Origin of the sequence: Mesoflavibacter sp. CH_XMU1422-2, from assembly GCF_037029245.1 — a bacterium.
In the GTDB taxonomy this organism is placed as follows: domain Bacteria; phylum Bacteroidota; class Bacteroidia; order Flavobacteriales; family Flavobacteriaceae; genus Mesoflavibacter; species Mesoflavibacter zeaxanthinifaciens.
Map to the genome: position 1 here is coordinate 15339 of NZ_JAYMEE010000034.1, position 20714 is coordinate 36052.

Consider the following 20714-nt stretch of genomic DNA (forward strand, 5'->3'; position numbering starts at 1 on the left):
GATGAATAATATTGCTCCTTTTAAAGTATTTAACGCTTCTGCTGGAAGCGGAAAAACCTTTAACCTTGTAAAATCTTACTTAAAATTACTTTTTAAAACCGAAAATATTTTTGGGTTTAGAAACATTTTAGCAATGACATTTACCAACAAAGCTGTTGGTGAAATGAAAGAGCGTATTCTTAAAAAATTAAAAGATTTTTCTGAAGAAACCGTTTTAGATGGTAACGACGCTATGTTTAATGCTCTTTGTTTAGAACTAAATTTACAACCAGAATACGTTAACAAAAAAGCCAAAACATTATTAAGTACCATAATGCATAATTATGCTGCTTTTGATATTAGTACGATAGATGGTTTTAATCATAGATTAATCAGAACATTTGCTTACGATTTAAAATTACCCATCAATTTTGAAGTCGAGCTAGATACCGAAGCCCTATTAAATGAAGCTGTAGATAGCCTAATAGCAAAAGCAGGAACCGACAAAAAACTTACTAAAATCTTAATTGATTTTGCTATTGAAAAAGCTGATGACGATAAAAGCTGGGACATCTCTAACGACTTAAATAAAATTGCAAAAAAACTTACCAACGAAAACGACATACCACATTTAAAAGAAGCTTTAAAGAACAAAACTTTGGACGATTTTGAAAGCTTAAAAACCAGCTTAATCAAACAAATTAAATCTACAGAAAACCAAATTATAGATAATGCTAAAAGCATTTTAACAACATTTGAAAATAACGGTTTAACTAAAGCAGACTTTTCTAGAGGAACGCTTTTTAATCATTTTGAAAAAGCTTCATTATTACAAACAAATGGATTATATAATAATCAATTAGAAAGTAATATAGAAGAAAACAAAGTATACACTACAAAGCTAGATGCTAATAAAAAAGATATTATAGATAGTTTACTACCAGAGATTGGTTTAACCTATAAAACCATAAAAGCAGCTGTTTCTAATTTAAATTTCTTAAAAGCCATATATAAAAACGTTACACCGCTTTCTGTATTAAATGCTATTAATTCCGAACTTCAACTTATAAAAGACAATGAGAATAAATTATTAATTTCAGAATTTAACACACTAATTTCAAATCAATTAAAAGACCAACCAACACCATTTATTTACGAGCGTATTGGCGAAAAATTTAGACACTATTTTATTGATGAATTCCAAGACACTTCCGAAATGCAATGGAATAACCTAATCCCATTAATAGAAAACTCGCTTACCGCCGAAAATTTAAAAGGCGAAAAAGGAAGCGCTATGATTGTTGGTGATGCTAAACAAGCTATTTACCGTTGGCGTGGTGGTAAAGCAGAACAATTTATAGACTTAACCGAAGATAAAAACCCTTTTCCTGTAGATAAAAAGCTTATTGAGCTTGAAGAAAATTACCGTAGTCACAAAAATATTGTCACCTTTAATAATTCTTTTTTTCAATACATTTCAAACACAAGTTTTAGAAATGAGCATTATGCTAATTTGTATAAAAAAGCTAATCAAAATCCTACTATAAAAGAAGAAGGTTATGTAAGCTTTCAATTTTTAGATTTAAAGGAAAGCGAAGACGATAAAGAAACCCTTTATGCTAAAGAAACATACAATACCTTAAAAAAATGCTTAGATAATGGTTATGATTTAAAAGATATCTGTGTTTTAGTACGCAAGAAAAAAGAAGGTATTGCTGTAGCAAATTATTTAAGTGAAAACGATATTAAAATAATGTCTTCTGAAACAATGCTGATCGATAATTCCGAATCCGTTCAGCTAATCAATAACATCTTAAGATTATTAATCAATCCTAATAATTTTGAAGTTAGAATTAATGTACTTCATTATTTAGCAAGTACTTTCAGCGTTGAAGATAAACACACATTTTTTAATCAAAATCTAAAATTAAATATTGATGCTTTTTTTGGAAGTTTTAAACAATTTGGCATCGATTTTAATACTACAGAAATTGCACAACTTTCGCTATACGATAGTGTAGAAGATATTGCAAGACAGTTTAATTTACTACAAACTTCAGATGCATTTGTACAGTTTTATTTAGACTTAGTTTTAGAGTTTTCTCAAAAACATATAACTGGTATTTCTGGGTTTTTAGATTACTACGACAATAAAAAAGACAGCTTAAGTATTGTGTCCCCTAACAACCAAAATGCAGTACAAATAATGACCATACATAAATCAAAAGGATTAGAGTTTCCTGTGGTAATTTTTCCTTTTGCCGATTTAGATATTTATCGAGAGATAGACCCTCAAGAATGGTTTCCAATAGATAAAACCCTTTTTAACGGTTTTTCAAAAACACTAATAAACTTTAACAGTGATGTCGAAAATTTTGGAGAAATTGGTCAAAACATTTACACCAAACATAAGGCAGAACAAGAACTAGACAATATAAATTTACTTTATGTTGCTTTAACAAGACCTGTAGAGCAATTACATGTTATTGGTAAAATAGATAATAATTTAAATGAATTAAATAGTTACTCTAAACTATTCCAATCTTATTTACAAACAGAACAATTATGGAGTGACAATCAAACCTTTTACGAATTTGGCAATTCAAAAAGAGAAATTATTCCTGTAGAAAAATCTTTAGAAACTTCATCTAACAAAAACATTATAAGTGTTAACAAAAAGGAACACAACATTAAAATAATTACTAAGTCTGGATATTTATGGGACACTAATCAACAGCATGCTATAGAAAAAGGAAACATTATACACGATATAATGTCAAAAATCTATACAAAAGACGATATCGATTTTGCAATAAATTTAGCTTTAGACAATGGATTTATCAATGATGACCAAGTAGAAGGCATCACAAAAAACATAAATGATATTGTAAACCAAAAAGACCTTAAAGAGTTTTTTACAGATCAATATACAATTTACAACGAGCGTGATATTTTAACCAGCACAGGACAAATGATTAGACCAGACCGTTTAGTTATAAGGGACAATCAAGCTACAATTATTGATTACAAAACAGGGTTACCAAATCCAAAATACGAACAGCAATTAGAAATCTATGCTACGCATTTAAAAGAAATGGGATATCAAATTTCAAATAAAATTTTGGTTTTTATCAACGAGAATATTCAAACTAAAAATTACAATTAAGGCGTTACCCTTTTTCGTATAGACTACAAAGGGTCGTGCTATCCACTATATCTTTTTTGTTTTTAAAACAAAAAAGGATGTCGTTTCTATCACTAACGCAAAAACATTGCTAAATTTGTAAAAAAACAACCCTTAAATTATGTACACTAAAATTAAAGATCATTTAAATAAAGAATTACAAGACATAAAAGACAGTGGACTTTTTAAAGAAGAGCGTATAATAACTTCTGCTCAAGGTGCAGAGATTACATTAAATACAGGAGAAAAGGTTTTAAACTTTTGCGCAAATAATTACCTAGGTTTATCATCTCACCCAGAAGTTATCCAAGCAGCAAAAGACACAATGGACACTCATGGTTTTGGAATGTCTTCTGTTAGATTTATTTGTGGTACACAAGACATACACAAAACTTTAGAACAAAAAATAGCAGATTTTTATGGTACAGAAGACACAATATTATATGCAGCAGCTTTTGATGCAAACGGTGGTGTTTTTGAGCCATTATTAGGTCCAGAAGACGCAATTATATCAGACTCATTAAATCATGCATCAATTATAGATGGTGTTAGATTATGTAAAGCAGCAAGATATAGATACCAAAATAATAACATGGAAGATTTAGAAAAACAACTTATAGCAGCTAACGAAGCTGGAAGTCGTTTTAAAATTATTGTTACAGATGGTGTCTTTTCTATGGATGGTTTAGTAGCTCCATTAGATAAAATTTGTGACTTAGCAGATAAATATGATGCTTTAGTTATGATAGATGAGTGTCATGCTACTGGCTTTATTGGCGAAACCGGTCGTGGTACTTTAGAAGAAAAAGGCGTAATGGACAGAATAGATATCATTACAGGAACCTTAGGAAAAGCATTAGGCGGAGCAATGGGTGGATACACCACAGGAAAAAAAGAAATCATAGAAATGCTACGTCAAAGATCAAGACCATATTTGTTTTCTAACTCTCTAGCACCAGCAATTGTAGGAGCATCAATAAAAGTCTTTGATATGCTAGCTAATGACCACTCTTTAAGAGATCAACTAGAAGAAAACACAAAGTATTTCAAAAAAGAAATGAAGGCAGCAGGATTTGATATAGTAGATGGTGATTCTGCAATAGTTCCGGTTATGTTATATGATGCTAAGCTATCACAAATAATGGCAAATAGATTGTTAGAAGAAGGTATATATGTAATAGGATTTTTCTATCCTGTTGTCCCAAAAGAAAAAGCAAGAATAAGAGTTCAGCTTTCAGCTGCGCATACAAAAGAGCATTTAGACAAAGCTATTAACGCCTTTAAAAAGGTTGGCAAAACTTTAGAAATCATTTAATAAACAACTGTTTAAACCTTAATAAAAACCTTAAATAATCAATATTTTTATATATTTGTCTTTGTTAATAATATTTAACAGCTTATTTTTGCTTCTAATTAACACTTAAAAATTAAATTTTTGAATATGAAAAATCTTAGCAGATTAATGTTCACAATGTTACTTGTAACTACTATGGGTAATGTTATGGCACAAGACCAAAACAATCCTTGGGCTATCAACTTCGGTGTTAACGCAGTTGATGTGTTTCCTGTAGGTGAAGACGCTCCACAAGGAGGTTATTTTGACGAATTTTTTAATGTTGGTGACCACTGGAGTATTTTACCATCATTATCAACAATCTCTGTATCTAAATATGTAGGAGATAACTTCTCTGTTCAAGTTGGAGGTTCTGTAAACCAAATTAAAAAGTGGGGACAAGATGCTACTTCTCCTAGTTTAGAAGTAGACGATTTAGCATACTATGCTGTAGATGGTAACGTAAGATATCACTTTGCTAATTTAATTAATTCAAAGAAAATTGACCCAGCAATTGGTATTGGTGGTGGTTACACTTGGATTGAAGAAGGTCCATACAACACTTTCTCTACAGCTGCTGGTACTAACAATACAGTAGGTGCTGGTACAGTTAATGCTTCTTTAGGTTTAACTTACTGGTTCTCAGAAAACATTGGTTTATTCGTAGAGTCTAAATACAAGCACTCTTTTGAAGACTATTTAACTAAGCACTTCCAACACTCTGCAGGTGTTGCTGTAAGATTTGGTGGAACTGATACTGATGGTGACGGTGTATATGACAAAGATGATGCTTGTCCAGAAGTATTTGGATTAGAAGCATTCAACGGTTGTCCAGATGCTGATGGTGACGGAATCGAAGATTCTAAAGACGCTTGTCCTAACGAAGCTGGTTTAGCTGAGTTTAACGGATGTCCTGACACTGACGGTGATGGTATTGCTGACAATAAAGATAACTGTCCAGAAGTTGCAGGTTTAAAATCTTTAGGTGGTTGTCCAGATGCTGATGGTGACGGTGTAACAGATGCTGATGATAAATGTCCTAATGAAGCTGGTCCTAAAGCTAACAACGGATGTCCTTGGCCTGATACTGATGGTGATGGTGTAACAGATAACGTAGACAAATGTCCTAACGAAGCTGGTACTGTTGCTAACGATGGTTGTCCAGAAATAGTTGAGCCAACTCAAGAAGTTATGGAGCAATTAAACAGCTACGCTAAAACTATCTTATTTGATACTGGTAAAGCTAGTTTCAAAAAACAATCTTACTCTGTATTACAATCTATTACTGCAATCTTAAAAGAATATCCAGAGTCTAACTTTACAATTGAAGGTCATACTGATAGTGTTGGTAGCAAAACTTTAAACCAAAAGTTATCTGATGCTAGAGCTAACGCTGTAATGGCTTACTTAATTGAAAACGGAATTGACACTGAAAGATTAAGAGCTTTTGGATTTGGTGAAGATTACCCAATCGACACTAACGCAACTGCTGCAGGTAGAAGAAACAACAGACGTGTTGAAGTAAAACTTAAAAAAGACTAAGTTTTAATCAACAAATAATATAATTTATTAGAAAACGCTTCGGATAACCGAAGCGTTTTTTATTTTTATGTTATGATAAGTTTTATAACCAAAGTACTACTTGATTTACAAAAACAAAACGTAAATTTTAGTGATATAACATTTGTCCTTCCTAGTAGAAGAGCAGGTGTTTTTTTGAGAAAAGAATTAAGTAATATTATTAACAAAACATCTTTCTCTCCAACCATAATTAGTATAGAGTCTTTTGTTGAAGAGCTGTCTCAACTTAAAACCTTAACAAACACAGAACTTCTATTTCAGCTTTATAATAGCTATATAGAATTAACACCAAAAGAAGAGCAAGAACCTTTTGATGTCTTTTCAAAATGGGGTCAAATCTTACTTCAAGATTTTAATGAAATAGATAGACATCTAATACCTCAAAAAAATATATTTGAGTATTTATCTGCTATAAAAGATTTAGATCATTGGTCTTTAAATCCAAATCCAACTGATGTAGTAAACAATTATATAAAATTTTGGAATAAACTCTATCCGTTTTACAAACACTTTAGTAAAAGCTTAATAAATCAGAAAAAAGGATATCAAGGTTTGATTTACAGGGAAGCAGTAGAAAACCTTGAAACTTATATTCAAAGCTGTTCTAAAAGACATATTTTTACTGGTTTTAATGCACTAAATACAGCAGAGGAAACCATTATCCAAGAATTATTACAAAATGATCTAGCAGCTATATATTGGGATATAGATAAAATATTTATAGATAGCTCATATCATGATGCAGGTTTATTTACAAGAAAACATAAAGAAAACTGGAAGTATTTTCAGAAAAACTCGTTTAACTGGAAAGAGAGTAATTATTCAACTTTAAAAAATATAAACATATTTGGTGTACCTAAAGCAATAGGTCAAGCTAAAACTATAGGAAATATACTAAATAGTTTATCAGAAAAAGACATAAAAAATACAGCTGTTGTTTTAGGTGACGAAAACTTATTATTACCAACGTTAAATTCTATACCAAAACATATTAATGCAATAAATGTAACTATGGGATTTCCTTTAAAGTCAATCCCGTTAGCAGCATTATTTGAGAAAATTTTTAGCGTACAAATAAATAATACAAAAAATTATTACCATAAAGATGTTATTGACATACTAAAAGATCAATACTTAAGTACTGTATTTAATAACAATTACACTCAAAAGATAGTCGATATTATAAACACAAATAATATAATATATCTAAGCAAAGAAAAACTGCTATCCTTATCAATTAACAATGAAGAAAACAATATTATTAATCTCATTTTTAGTAATTGGAATAATAATCCAACACTAGCTATTCAAAATAGTTTTAAGCTAATCCAGCTAATAAAAAATAAACTTATTGAAGACAGAAAATCTAACCAACTTAGTTTAGAGTATTTATATAGATTTAATGTACTTTTTAATGAGATTGACAGGCTAAATAGCAAATATAACACACTAACAAACATTAGAAGCCTATATAATATTTATAAAGAACTATTAAGTAGCGAGACTTTAGATTTTCAAGGAGAGCCATTACAAGGCTTGCAAATAATGGGAATGTTAGAATCTAGGGTTTTAGATTTTGAAACCGTTATAATAACAAATGTTAATGAAGGCGTTTTACCATCAGGAAAAACAAATAACTCTTTTATACCTTTTGATGTAAAAGTTGAAAAAAAGCTTCCGACATACAAAGAAAAAGACGCAGTCTATACCTATCATTTTTACCATTTACTACAACGTGCAAAAAATGTATATATACTTTATAATACAGAAATAGACTCGCTTTTAGGTTGCGAAAAAAGTAGGTTTATTAGCCAATTAGAGCTTGAAGGTATTCATCAAATTAATCATCAAATTATTTCGCCAGAAGTACCAAATTATCAACCTCAACTATTAGAAGTTAAAAAATCCGAAGCATTAATAGATCAGATAAAAAGGTTAGCAAATAGCGGATTTTCACCTTCATCTTTAACCAGCTACATTCGTAATCCGATAGATTTTTATAACCAAAAAATACTAGGCGTAAAAGATGTTGAAGAAGCCGAAGAAAATGTTGCAGCAAACACATTAGGGACAGTTGTTCACAATACATTAGAAGCTTTGTATTTACCATTAATGGGAAGAATATTAACAGTAGATGATATTAAAAATCTTATCCCAAAAATTGAAAAATACATCACTAAATTTTTTAAAGACGAATACAAAGAAGGCGATATAACCAAAGGAAAAAATCTAATTGTTTTTGAAATTGCTAAACGATACGTTTTAAACTTTTTAAACTTTGAAATTGATGCTATAAAATCTGGTAACGAGATAAAAATCATAGCTTTAGAAGAAAAAATTGAAGGCATAAAAATCAACATTGAAAGTTTAAATTTTGACATACATTTAAAAGGAACTGTTGATAGAATTGACACCTGCAATGGTATGACAAGAATCATAGACTATAAGACGGGTAAAGTAGAGCAAACCAACGTAACAGTTGTAAATTGGGAAGATTTACCAACAGACTACAAAAAATACAGCAAGTCATTTCAAGTATTGATGTATGCATATATGCTGTCTAAAAAAACAGCTCTTAAATTTCCTGTGGAAGCTGGAATTATTTCATTTAAAAATTTAAGTGAAGGTTTTATAAAATTTGCAAAAAGAGAAAGTAGCAGAGGGAAAAAAGATACAAATATTACCGAAGACACGTTATCAGATTTTGAGGTCGAGCTAAAAAAATTAATTACAGAAATCTGTAATTTAAACATACCGTTTACCGAAAAAGAAGTCTAAAAATGATCAATAAAAACCTAGTTCTAAAAAGAAAAAATAACAAACCAATTGTTTGGGACGCCTTTTTTAACAATGATAACAACAAAAAACCACTAGTTATTTTTTGTCATGGCTATAAAGGTTTTAAAGATTGGGGCGCATGGAATTTGGTTGCAGAAGCCTTCATGAAAGCCAATGTATTTTTTGTAAAGTTTAATTTTTCTCATAACGGAGGAACGGTTGAACAACCTATAGATTTTCCGGATTTAGAAGCATTTGCAGAAAATAACTACTCTAAAGAAATTGAGGATTTGGATGATATGATTACGTTTTTAACTTCTAAAGAAAATAAATTTTTAGATCAAATTGATATTAATAATATTTCTGTTATTGGACATTCTCGTGGTGGCGGAATTTCGATTTTAAAAACTAAAGAAGACCAACGTATTAAAAAGCTAATTACTTGGGCTAGTGTAAGCAGCTTTGGCAAACGTACATCTACTACAGGTAATTTAGAACAATGGAAAAAGGATGGAGTTAAATACGTTTTAAACGGAAGAACAAACCAAAAAATGCCTCATAATTTTCAATTTTATCTGGATTTTAAAGCTAATGAGCAACGCTTAAATATTGAAAATGCTGTAAAAAATATTACTGTGCCTCACTTAATCATTCATGCAAAAGATGATCCCTCGGTTTTATACCAAGAAGCAATAAACTTAAACAATTGGAATCCAAAAAGTGAACTGTTTACAATAGATAACAGTAATCATGTTTTTGATGCAAAACATCCTTGGAAAGAAAAGGATATGCCTAATAATTTAGAAAAAGTAATTAATAAAACAATAGCTTTTATTAAGCGTTAAGCTATCTTAAGTTTTGGCTTTATACTAAATTGGTTTATTTTATCAAACAACTCGTTTTTGTCAATTGGTTTAGTCATATAATCATTCATCCCAATTTCTAACACACGGTCTTTAGTTTTAGGCATAGCATCTGCAGTTACTGCAATTATTGCAATATCTTTATTTAATGTACTTATTTTTCCTTCTCTAATGGCTTTTGTGGCTTCATAACCATCCATAATTGGCATTTGTAAATCCATTAAAACTAGATCATATGTATTATTATTTAATTCGTCTAAAGCTTCTTTACCGTTTTCAACAATAGTAAAATTAAAACTTAGGTTAGCGCTTAATAGCTTTTTCATTACCATTTGGTTTAGTCGGTTATCTTCTACAACTAAGATTTGTATACTTTTTTCTTGACTAGGCTGTTGTTCTTTTTGTACTTGTGCTTCTTCTTGAACAACTTGTAACGGTATATCTATATAAACATTTGTACCCTTATTTAACTTACTTTCTATAGAAATAGTACCTTCAAACAAGTTTACTAGATTTTCTACTATATTTAAACCTAAACCAATACCTCCAAATTGACGTTTATGATTATTGCGCATTTGGTTAAAACTGTTAAACACATTGTTTTTAACTTCTTCTGTCATACCAATTCCTGTGTCAGAAATCTGTATAGAAAATCGGTTAAAACCATTGGGTTGGCTTGAACATTTTAATTTAAAAACTATGGTGCCTTCTAAAGTAAATTTTACTGCATTACTTAATACATTATTTATAATTTGAATAAATCGCTCTGCATCTCCTTCTACAGTTTCTGGTATTTCAGAATCAATTTCAAATATATAGTTTAGTCCTTTTTTATTTGCTTCTACTTTCCAGTTATCACTTATATCTGTAATTAACTGTTTTGGTTTAAACTTATTAGTGTTTAATCTAAGTTGGTTAGACTCTATCTTCTCAAAATCTAAAATATCGTTTACATTGCTTAGAAGACTTAAGGATGCGTTTTTAATAGTTTGATATTGTTCTTTTACTTCTGGATCATTAGTGTCTAAATTTGATTGTACAATACCTAAAATAGCATTAATTGGTGTCCTAAGCTCATGACTCATATTAGACATAAAATAGGACTTTAACTCACTTATTTCTTTTGTTCTTATAAGCGCTAACTCTTGAGAAGATTCGTTTTCTAATCTTAATTTTTTAATCAAATTTGTCATAGAAAGCGATAAGAAAATAACCTCTAATCCTGATCCAAACTTTGCGCTATTTAAAGTATAAAAATTATTAGGCAGCAAGCTTAAGTTATTCATTACAAAACCTAAAAGACCTATTACTAAAAAGAATATCCCTACTGAAAAGAAAGGATCAATTTTTACCTTTTTAACTTTTAAAATAGTTAAAGATGTTAATATTAACAATAAACTTATTAGGCCATTTAAATTACTTAAAGGATAAACAGCTTCCATAGTTATAGGCGAAATTACTGTCATTATAAAAAGTACAGCAATAGCAATATAAATACCATTAAAAATGTTTTTTAGAACTTTTAAACGTTTATCAATTTTTAAAAAATGTTCGCAATACTTTAAAAGAAAAAAGTTAGATAGTAATGCTGAAACTAAAACTGCCTTGCTGTTAAAAAACCCTGCATTAGTAAAGATATATTGATAAATAAATCCATCTAAAGCTCCTTGCATAAGTGCAATAGATAATACATAGCAACTATAATATAAGAAGGTTTTGTTAGATAAACTGCTATAAAAAAACAAATAAACAATACCTGCTAAAAACAAAATACCGTAAAACAAACCTAAAAACAATTGCTGTTTGTAATTTGCTATTAAAAATTCGCTTTCGGTATAAAGGTTTAAAGGTACATTTATAGTTTCGCCATCACTACTTAATTCTAAATAAAAATCTTTTACAGTATTTGGCTCTAATTGGAGTTTAAAAACTGTTGATCTATGTGCTACTTGACGTTTATTAAAAGGGATTTGATCACCACTTTGATACTTTGTAATATTACCTTTATTTAGCATATATAAATTAGCTAAATCTGTTACTGGTCTTGCTGTTTCTAAATAATAGGTGCTTTTACTAGATGATGTGTTTTCTAAACTAAATGAAACCCAATAATTTGAAGACGTAAAACCTAAACTTAGATTATCTGATGGTATAGGTTTAAAATCAAGATTTTTAGAAGCAACAACATCTTCAATTGACAACGTGTTATCTTCTACATTTACAAAACTAGCGTATTGGTAAAGTTTTCCTTTAGAGGTATTTGGGTTGAATACAATTTTATCTTGCGCAAAAGTTACCGCACAAAACAAAGCTAATAACAGCCAGGTTAGTTTTTTCATATTAGGTTAAGTTTAGGTTACTTACGAAAATGGGGTTTTGTAAGTTTTATAAATAAACCTATAAAACGTTTAACTGCTTAAAAAAATAGTTTAAGACTAAATATATTCGTTAAAAAGCAAAAGTCGAGCAACTTAGCTCGACCTTTTAAATAAAAATTTTATATAAAATTTTAAATTATTTTATTCCGCTTAATACTAAAACAGGTAATGTTGAAGAGTGAAAATCTTTCTTTAAAATCGAATTTTTCTCCCACAGTTTAGCAAAAAATCCACGCTTACGTCTAACCACACATAACAAATCAGGATCATTATCTTTATAATGCTCTAGCACACCTTGAAACGTTGTGGCATTTTCAGATTTTGTAGTTTTTGTAATCATGTTACTTAGTTCTTCATTTACATCAAAATCGCCTTCATTATAAAAAGGTGTTTTTACTAAAAGTAGATTTACAATAGATTTATATTGTGCTTTAATATCTTGTAATGGTTTTAAAACGCCTTCTTTTTTGATAGTAGCAGATTTTAAAGCCATTAAAATATAAATGATTGGTCTGTATTTATAACCTTCTGGTACAATTAAAGCTGGTATATTAGTTTGCTTTATTATTTTCCCAGATGTTTTCCCTAAGTAAACTTCATCTTTAATAGAATTGGTTCTTGGCTCTAATAAAATTAAATCGATGTCTAAAGACTTACAAACTAATTCAATAGTGTCAATTAATTTTCCTTTAAACGTTTTAATAACAACTTCAACGTTTTTTGTATTCACTTTAGATACATGATTTTCTAAAAACTCCATGCTTTCTCTTTCTAAAATATGATCTACTTTAGTCATTGTACCAGCTTTTGTATAGACGTTGTAAACTTGTACTACATACAATTTTGCGCCAAAAGCTTGAGCAAAATCTACTGCATATTGTAAATGACTTTGTGCATTTTTTGAAGAACCAACAGGTACTAAAATAGATTTCATAAATAAATGGTTTAGGTTACAAAAGTACAGATTTTTTATTCACTTAAATTTAAATAAAGTTTTACGACCTTTGGCATTAATTTTTATCAAAGTGAAAACTAATATTAGCATAAAACACATTAACAAGTTAGCAATTCCTGCATTAATTGCTGGCATATCAGAGCCTATATTATCACTTACAGACGCAGCTGTAGTTGGTAATGTAGACCTAAATGCTACCGAATCTTTAGCTGCTATTGGTATTGTTACAACGTTTATCTCTATGCTTATTTGGGTTTTAGGTCAAACACGTAGTGCTATATCTTCAATAATTTCTCAACATCTTGGTGCAAATGCTTTAGATCAAGTAAGACAATTACCTGCACAAGCAATTTTTTTGATTACATCTTTAAGTATATTAATTATTGCCATAACCTATCCTCTAGCTGCTCCTATTTTTAAACTTTATAATGCTGAAAACTTAATTTTAGATTACAGTGTAGAGTATTATAGGATACGCGTATTAGGATTTCCGTTTACACTTTTTGTTATTGCTGTTTTTGGAACATTTAGAGGATTACAAAACACGTATTACCCAATGGTTATAGCTATTTCTGGAGCTGCATTAAACGTAATTTTAGACTTCATTTTAGTATATGGAATAGATGGTGTAATTACTGGTCAACACATTAAAGGTGCTGCTTATGCAAGTTTAATTGCTCAAGTGTTTATGGCTTTATTTTCGGCATATTTACTGCTTACAAAAACAAGTATTCCTTTGCGATTTAGCTTTCCTTTAAATCCGCAGATTAAAAATTTTGCACTTATGATTTTAAATCTGTTTATACGCACATTAGCACTAAACATTACGCTTTACCTTGCTACAAAATATGCTACAGGATATGGCAAAAACTACATTGCCGCTTATACTATAGCAATCAATTTATGGTTTTTAGGTGCTTTTATTATTGACGGCTATGCTAGTGCTGGTAATATTTTATCAGGAAAACTATTTGGTCAAAAAAATTACAATCAACTAATCAAACTAAGTAACAAATTAATTAAGTATGGTATTTATCTTGGAATAACTGTTGCTGTAATTGGTAGTATTTTATACTATCCTATTGGAAGAATTTTTACTGATGAAAGTAATGTTTTAAACCAGTTTTACAGCGTCTTTTGGATTGTTCTAGCAATGCAACCTTTATGTGCTTTAGCCTTCATTTTTGATGGAATATTTAAAGGTTTAGGTAAGATGAAAGCTTTACGAAATGTATTACTTCTGTCAACATTTTTAGTCTTTATTCCTATACTTTTTATTGTAGATTATTTTGACTTAAAATTACATGGTATCTTTATTGCATTTACCTTTTGGATTATTGCTCGTGGTTTACCATTAATATTAATTTTTAGAAAACAATTTTTACCGCTAACACAAAACAACTAACTTTACAACACAATTAGTTTTAGATTATGCTTATAGGTTTATTACAACAAGTTGATATTGAAGAAAAAATTAAAAATGCTCCAGATAACAGTTATGAAATTGGTGTCTTTATTGGTTCTTTCTTACCTCTAATTGTTTTAGTATTATTAGCATACTTTCTTTACAGATACAATAAAAACAGAAACAACAATTAGTTATGAATAGAATATTTTTACTACTAGCTATCGTACTTATAATCGTTTATTTTTACAATAAACGCAGACGCTACTAACGGGTCTTAAGCCAACCTGTAATACTTAAACGTTTTGTGTTTACAGGTTTAACTTCGTGCTCTATAATTTGGCTTTCAAAAATAACAACTCGTCCTGGTAAAGGATAAATTATTTTATCATTTTCAGGATTGTTTTCATCTAGATACAACACCAATTCACCACCATTTTCTGGTTGCCAATCTTCGTGATTTAGATAACACACAAAAGACAATTTACGCCTATCGTCGTTTTTAAATGTATCTAAATGACGCTTATAAAACGTACCTTTAGGATAAATAGCATAATGAAATTCTTTATGCAAAATACCCATAAAACAAGTCTTATTTAAATAATTAACTAAGTGATTAATCTTATTAAAAAATAAGCTTTCAGAAGGATTAGCTCTTGCTTCATCCATCCATAAAATTACATCGCCTCTTATGGATTTAGCAATTACCTCATCAAACTTATTACCAATAGCAGCTTTTTTAAACGCATCTTCTTCATATTTTTCTAGTAAAGATGTTCTTAAAATATCTACTTCAGTGTCATCAAAAAAATGGTCAATTATACAATATTTTTGATGTGCAATATCGTCTATAATCCTTTCATATAAAGGAACTTCGACAAAATCAATAGCTTCGAAAAGCTGACTCATTAGCCAATTATTTTAAAAAAAGTGCGCAAATGTAAACTAAAAACTAATTGGTTTTACAAAATCAATATCTTTGTAGCATAAAATTAATGTATGTCAAACATCAGAATAACAAAACAATTCTCTTTTGAAACTGGTCATGCGCTTTATGGCTACGACGGTAAATGTAAAAATGTTCATGGTCACAGCTACAAACTAGACGTAACCGTGATAGGACAACCTATTACAGATACCAATAATGTAAAGTTTGGTATGGTCATAGATTTTGGTGACCTTAAAAAAATTGTAAAAGAAGAAATTGTAGACGTTTTTGACCATGCGACTGTATTTAATAAAAATACGCCTCATGTAGAATTAGCAAAAGAACTTAAAGATAGAGGTCATGATGTTTTACTTGTAGATTATCAACCAACAAGCGAAATGATGGTTATAGATTTTGCCAAAAAAATTAAAGACAGACTACCAAATACTATCAAATTACATTCTTTAAAACTTTCTGAAACTGCAACCAGTTACGCACAATGGTATGCAAGTGATAATGAATAAGCCTATTAACATACACGTTCCTAACGGAAAGAAAATATACTTTGCATCAGACAATCATCTAGGTGCACCAACAAAAGCGGCGTCTTTACCACGTGAGAAAAAATTTGTAGCTTGGTTGGATGAAGTAAAGCAAGATGCAGCTGCTATTTTTTTATTAGGCGATTTGTTTGATTTTTGGGTAGAATACCGCAATGTTGTACCAAAAGGTTTTACAAGAACGTTAGGTAAATTAGCCGAAATTACAGATTCTGGAATACTTGTTTACTTCTTTGTTGGTAATCATGATTTATGGATGAATGGCTATTTTGAAGAAGAATTAAATATACCTGTTTACCATAAACCACAAGAATTTACTTTTGAAATGGTTGCTGAGCGTAGTCGAAGTACCTTTTTTATAGGTCATGGCGACGGATTAGGACCTGGTGATAAAGGGTATAAACGCATGAAAAAGTTGTTTACCAATCCTATTTCAAAATGGATGTTTAAAAGATTGTTGCATCCGGACTTTGCAATGCGTTTAGGTAATTATTTATCGGTAAAAAACAAGCTTATTTCTGGTGATGATGATGCTAAGTTTTTAGGTGAAGACAATGAATGGCTAGTACAATATTGCAAAAGAAAACTAGAAGACAAACACCGCGATTATTTTGTGTTTGGTCACAGACATTTGCCTTTAAATATTGACCTGACCCAAAACTCTAAATACATCAATCTTGGCGATTGGATACAATATTATACTTATGGCGTTTTTGATGGAGAAAAGCTTGAATTGAAAGAGTTTAAGTAACAAAAGTATTAATTAACTGAGCTGTAAGGATTATAATAGCTATAAAAACAAAAGCTATAATTAAGTATAGTTTCACCTTTTTACTTTGATCATTAAAATCTGAAACCAGATTTGATTCTACTGTCGCAACAATTTCATTTTTTACGATAATATTATCAACTTTTTTATGGTCAGAATCTAGAAAAAAGAATCTTATTTTATCACCAAAATATTCATTTTCAACATGATATTTTATTTCATTTTTATATAATTCAGATTCAAAAAATAACTTATCCTTTAAAGAAATCATTAACTTATAATGATCTTTAAATCTGATATCAATATTATCTTCTGTATTCATCTTAACCTCAAAAAACTAATCCAATAACGCATCTAAGGTCAGTACATCTAAATTCCCATCTGGGAATAGATTATTTTTTTCTTCAAATTTATAAATCGCATCTTGTGTGATGTTTTTATAAACGCCATCTAAAGGAATATCATAGCCTTTTTTAACTAACAACTTCTGAATTTCATAAATAAAAGCACTTTTTTCTCCTAATCTAATCTTTGATGAAGGATTAAACATACCTTTTATTTTAGCGTTAAATTCTGCTACTTCTGAATTTTTAGGCGCTGTATTTCCTTCTAGTTTTGCTTTAATTTGTGCATTAGTTAAACCTTCATCTTTTAGCTGTTTTGAAGCTTCTAGTTTAGCTTCGTAATACTTAACTTTAGCTAACTTTTTTCGATATTCGTTAACTACAAATGTTGTAGATTCATCGTCATCTTCTGGAGATTTTACATTAATTTCATTTACATTCCATTGCATTGCTGCAAAGCCATTTAAAGCTTGTACAGCTTCAAAATAATTATAAACTACATCTTGGTTAAAATATTCTAAATCAATATTTTCACTTGATTTATAATTAAAGTTATCTGGATGAAAACGTTGATATTCTTTATATTGATTATAGGCAAAAATCAATACAATGACCGTGATTAAAACAATGAGTAGCTTTTTCATTTAAAAAAAGATTAAACTTTAAAATTCAAAGATACAAGATTTACACTTCTTCATTATCGTGTGCTTCAATATCTTCAGTAAGATCTAATTCTCTTAGTGTTTTATTTTTGGCTCCAATAGCAACAACAGTAACTAAAGTCATTATTCCGCCAAAAATAACAGCGACAGAAGGACCTAAAATTTTTGCAGCCAAACCGCTTTCAAAAGCACCAAGCTCGTTAGACGATCCAACAAACATACTATTTACAGACGCCACACGACCACGCATATGATCTGGTGTTTTTAACTGCAAAATGGTTTGTCTAATTACCATAGAAACGCCATCTGTTACTCCAGAAAAGAATAGCGCTAACACACTTAACCAAAATAATTTTGAAGCTCCAAATACGATAATACAAATACCAAAACCAAAAATTGAAATTAATAATTTTTTACCTGCATTTTTATTAACTGGTAAATAGGTAGTAATAAACATGGTTAAAATACTTCCTACAGAAATAGATGCGTTAAGCACACCAAATCCTTTAGAACCGACTTCTAAAATATCTTGCGCAAAAACCGATAACAGTGCTACTGTACCGCCAAATAAAACTGCAATCATGTCTAATGTTAGTGCGCCTAAAATGGCTTTATTACTAAACACAAACTGTAAACCAACCTTTAAACTTTTCCCAACAGACTCGCCAATATTTGGGTTTAAAATAGGTTTCTTTTTAATCTTGAAAGTAATTAGTAATGCAAAGGTAACTAGAGCAAAAACAATACAAAGTGTTTTATCAACACCAATCCAATCTATTGAAAATCCTGCAAATAATGCGCCGGTTACGGTAGCTGCTTTCCATGTACTGCTACTCCAAGTTGCTGCATTTGGGTAGATTTTTTTGGGAACAATAAGCGCAATTAATGAAAAAATGGTTGGTCCAAAAAACGAGCGTAAAAATCCGCCAAAAAACACCAAAGCATAAATACAGTATAAAATGTTTTGGGTTTTCCAATCGCCAACCACTTTATCCCAAGTCAATAAAAACAAGCCTAAACTTATCAATGAAAACGCAGCAATACAAATAGCTAGTAAGTTTCGTTTTTCTTTTTGATCTACAATATGTCCTGCAAATAATGCCATAGTAAAGGCTGGAATAATCTCCATAAGTCCGATAAGACCTAAGTATAACGGATCTTTTGTTAAAGAATATACTTCCCATTCTATCACAATAAATTGCATAGACCAACCAAAAACTAAGGCAAATCTTAACAATAAAAAGGTGTTGAATTCTTTAATACGAAGTGCCGCGTAAGGATCGTTTTTTTGCATTCTATCCTTTTATATCTCTAATTTTAAGTTGAAGCGATACGTTACCTTGCCAATGGTTTTCGTCTACAGAATATACAGCGCTAAACGGTTGCTTGTCTTTAATAAGATTAAGTTTTTCACCTAAATTAAAACCTATGCATACAAATTGTTTACCCGATTGCGTTGCTGTAAACCTTAAGTGCGTTTTATCTTCGCCAACACATTTACCATAACCTGTATCTTTTAGGTTATCGGTCATAAAAATTGGTGTCATATTTCCTGGTCCAAATGGTGCAAATTGCTTAATTATTCGCCAAAATTTATCATCAATTTTAGCTAAATCAATTTGCATATCTACTTTTATTTCTGGTATTAGTAGATTTTTATCTATGGTTTTAGAAACCTCATCTTCAAAAGCTTGTTTAAACGCTTCGTAGTTTTCTTCTTTAAGGGTTAATCCTGCAGCGTATTTATGTCCGCCAAATTGCTCGATATGTTCGGCGCAACCTTGTAACGCATTATACACATCAAATCCAGAAACCGATCTAGCAGAAGCAGCTAACTTATCGCCACTTTTTGTAAATACTAAGGTTGGTCTGTAATAGGTTTCGATTAACCGAGATGCCACAATACCAATCACACCTTTGTGCCAATGTTCTTGATACACTACGGTTGTTAAACGGTTTTCTTCATTTTCAGACTTTATTAACTCTAATGCTTCTTGGGTTATACTTTGGTCGGCTTCTCTCCTATCGGTGTTAAATGCTTCTATTTCTTCAGCATATTGTATGGCTGTTTGTAAATTATTTTCGGTTAAAAGATCTACAGCGTATTGCCCATGTTTCATCCTTCCGGCAGCATTAATACGTGGCGCGATGATAAAAACAACGTCGGTAATGGTTAGCTCATCTTTTTTTATCTGATTAATTATGGCTTTAAAACCTGCACGAGGTTGCGCATTTATAACCTGTAAACCAAAGTAAGCTAACACTCTGTTTTCGCCTGTAATTGGGACAATATCTGCACCAATTGCTGTGGCAACTAAATCTAAATATGGGATTAAATCGTTTAAAGTTTCGTCAAATTTGTTAGCTATAGCTTGTATTAATTTAAAACCTACGCCACAACCACAAAGTTCTTTGTAAGGATATGTACAATCTTCTTGTTTTGGGTCTAAAACCGCTACAGCATTTGGTACTTGATTACCTGGTCTATGGTGATCGCAAATAATAAAATCGATACCTTTTTCTTTAGCATAGTCTATTTTATCTAGTGCTTTAATACCGCAGTCTAATGCGACGATTAAACTGAAATCATTATCGTCTGCAAAATCAATTCCTTTGTAAGAGACGCCATAACCTTCATCATACCTATCCGGAATATAAGTTGCGACATTTGCAGTTTTGGTCTTTAAATAGGAAGACATTAACGCTACTGATGTTGTTCCGTCAACGTCATAATCGCCATATACCAATATATTTTCGTCGTCTTTAATTGCTTGCAAAATTCTAGTCACTGCTTTGTCCATATCTTTCATTAAATATGGGTCGTGAAGATGCTCTAAACTAGGTCTTAAAAAGTGCTTGGCGTCTTCAAACGTTTCTATACCGCGTTGTACTAAAAGCGTTGCAATTGCTTCATCTACATTTAAAGATTGTTGCAGTTGTTTGACAATTTCTGGGTTTGGTTTTGGCTTTAATGTCCAGCGCATAGTGGAAGTGA

The 20714-nt window shown here is 30.4% G+C and carries 16 protein-coding genes; 9 read left to right on the forward strand and 7 right to left on the reverse strand.

Features of this window, described 5'->3' with window-relative positions; translation table 11 throughout:
* Position 1 precedes the first annotated feature (1 nt).
* The 5 genes from WA340_RS04165 (at position 2) to WA340_RS04185 (ending at position 9700) form a co-directional block, all read left to right on the forward strand.
* The gene (locus tag WA340_RS04165; protein ID WP_336127430.1) at positions 2-3145 is read left to right on the forward strand and encodes a UvrD-helicase domain-containing protein; all 3144 of its coding nucleotides are present in this window, start codon (positions 2-4) and stop codon (positions 3143-3145) included.
* 139 nt (positions 3146-3284) lie between these two features.
* Positions 3285-4478, forward strand: a complete 1194-nt coding sequence (kbl, locus tag WA340_RS04170) for a glycine C-acetyltransferase (RefSeq protein WP_336127432.1) — start codon at positions 3285-3287, stop codon at positions 4476-4478.
* Between the two features lie 126 nt (positions 4479-4604).
* Positions 4605-6038, forward strand: coding sequence for an OmpA family protein (locus WA340_RS04175; protein WP_027879406.1), 1434 nt, complete (start codon positions 4605-4607; stop codon positions 6036-6038).
* Positions 6039-6110: 72 nt separating this feature from the next.
* Positions 6111-8855 carry a PD-(D/E)XK nuclease family protein gene (locus WA340_RS04180; RefSeq protein WP_336127434.1) on the forward strand — a complete coding sequence of 915 codons (2745 nt, stop codon included), beginning with the start codon at positions 6111-6113 and terminating at the stop codon, positions 8853-8855.
* Positions 8856-8857: 2 nt separating this feature from the next.
* Positions 8858-9700 carry an alpha/beta hydrolase family protein gene (locus WA340_RS04185; RefSeq protein ID WP_336127435.1) on the forward strand — a complete coding sequence of 281 codons (843 nt, stop codon included), beginning with the start codon at positions 8858-8860 and terminating at the stop codon, positions 9698-9700.
* On the opposite strand, the gene WA340_RS04190 is transcribed toward WA340_RS04185, so the two are convergent.
* Positions 9697-12057, reverse strand: a complete 2361-nt coding sequence (locus WA340_RS04190) for a hybrid sensor histidine kinase/response regulator (RefSeq protein WP_336127436.1) — start codon at positions 12055-12057, stop codon at positions 9697-9699. The two genes, WA340_RS04185 and WA340_RS04190, sit on opposite strands and share 4 nt — an antisense overlap.
* Positions 12058-12232: 175 nt before the next feature.
* Positions 12233-13030, reverse strand: a complete 798-nt coding sequence (locus WA340_RS04195) for a universal stress protein (RefSeq protein ID WP_336127437.1) — start codon at positions 13028-13030, stop codon at positions 12233-12235.
* A gap of 91 nt (positions 13031-13121) precedes the next feature.
* Between WA340_RS04195 and WA340_RS04200 the strand changes: the two genes are divergently transcribed.
* Together WA340_RS04200 and WA340_RS04205 are read left to right on the forward strand one after the other, a co-directional pair.
* Complete coding sequence (locus tag WA340_RS04200) at positions 13122-14456, forward strand: MATE family efflux transporter (protein WP_336127439.1); 1335 nt, start codon at positions 13122-13124, stop codon at positions 14454-14456.
* Positions 14457-14482: 26 nt separating this feature from the next.
* Positions 14483-14650, forward strand: a complete 168-nt coding sequence (locus tag WA340_RS04205) for a hypothetical protein (RefSeq protein ID WP_169558269.1) — start codon at positions 14483-14485, stop codon at positions 14648-14650.
* A 73-nt stretch (positions 14651-14723) separates the two neighbouring features.
* Here the strand turns inward: WA340_RS04205 and WA340_RS04210 are convergent, their stop codons facing one another.
* The gene (locus WA340_RS04210; protein ID WP_336127443.1) at positions 14724-15365 is read right to left on the reverse strand and encodes a 2OG-Fe(II) oxygenase; all 642 of its coding nucleotides are present in this window, start codon (positions 15363-15365) and stop codon (positions 14724-14726) included.
* Between the two features lie 90 nt (positions 15366-15455).
* Here WA340_RS04210 and WA340_RS04215 point away from each other — a divergent pair, with 90 nt between their 5' ends.
* Positions 15456-15908, forward strand: a complete 453-nt coding sequence (locus WA340_RS04215) for a 6-pyruvoyl trahydropterin synthase family protein (protein ID WP_336127444.1) — start codon at positions 15456-15458, stop codon at positions 15906-15908.
* Positions 15909-15918: 10 nt separating this feature from the next.
* Positions 15919-16695: a UDP-2,3-diacylglucosamine diphosphatase gene (locus WA340_RS04220; protein WP_336127767.1), complete on the forward strand. Its 777-nt coding sequence runs from the start codon at positions 15919-15921 to the stop codon at positions 16693-16695.
* Here WA340_RS04220 and WA340_RS04225 read toward each other — a convergent pair.
* Genes WA340_RS04225 through recJ form a run of 4 tightly spaced genes read right to left on the reverse strand, consistent with a single transcriptional unit; the run spans position 16688 to position 20703 of the window.
* Positions 16688-17035, reverse strand: a complete 348-nt coding sequence (locus WA340_RS04225; RefSeq protein ID WP_336127445.1) for a hypothetical protein — start codon at positions 17033-17035, stop codon at positions 16688-16690. The genes WA340_RS04220 and WA340_RS04225 overlap by 8 nt on opposite strands.
* A 15-nt stretch (positions 17036-17050) precedes the next feature.
* The gene (locus tag WA340_RS04230) at positions 17051-17701 is read right to left on the reverse strand and encodes a peptidoglycan-binding domain-containing protein (protein ID WP_336127446.1); all 651 of its coding nucleotides are present in this window, start codon (positions 17699-17701) and stop codon (positions 17051-17053) included.
* Positions 17702-17741: 40 nt separating this feature from the next.
* Positions 17742-19013 carry an MFS transporter gene (locus tag WA340_RS04235; protein WP_336127447.1) on the reverse strand — a complete coding sequence of 424 codons (1272 nt, stop codon included), beginning with the start codon at positions 19011-19013 and terminating at the stop codon, positions 17742-17744.
* A 1-nt stretch (position 19014) separates the two neighbouring features.
* Entirely contained in the window at positions 19015-20703 is a 1689-nt protein-coding gene (gene recJ, locus WA340_RS04240; protein ID WP_336127448.1) for a single-stranded-DNA-specific exonuclease RecJ, read from the reverse strand.
* Positions 20704-20714: the final 11 nt, after the last annotated feature.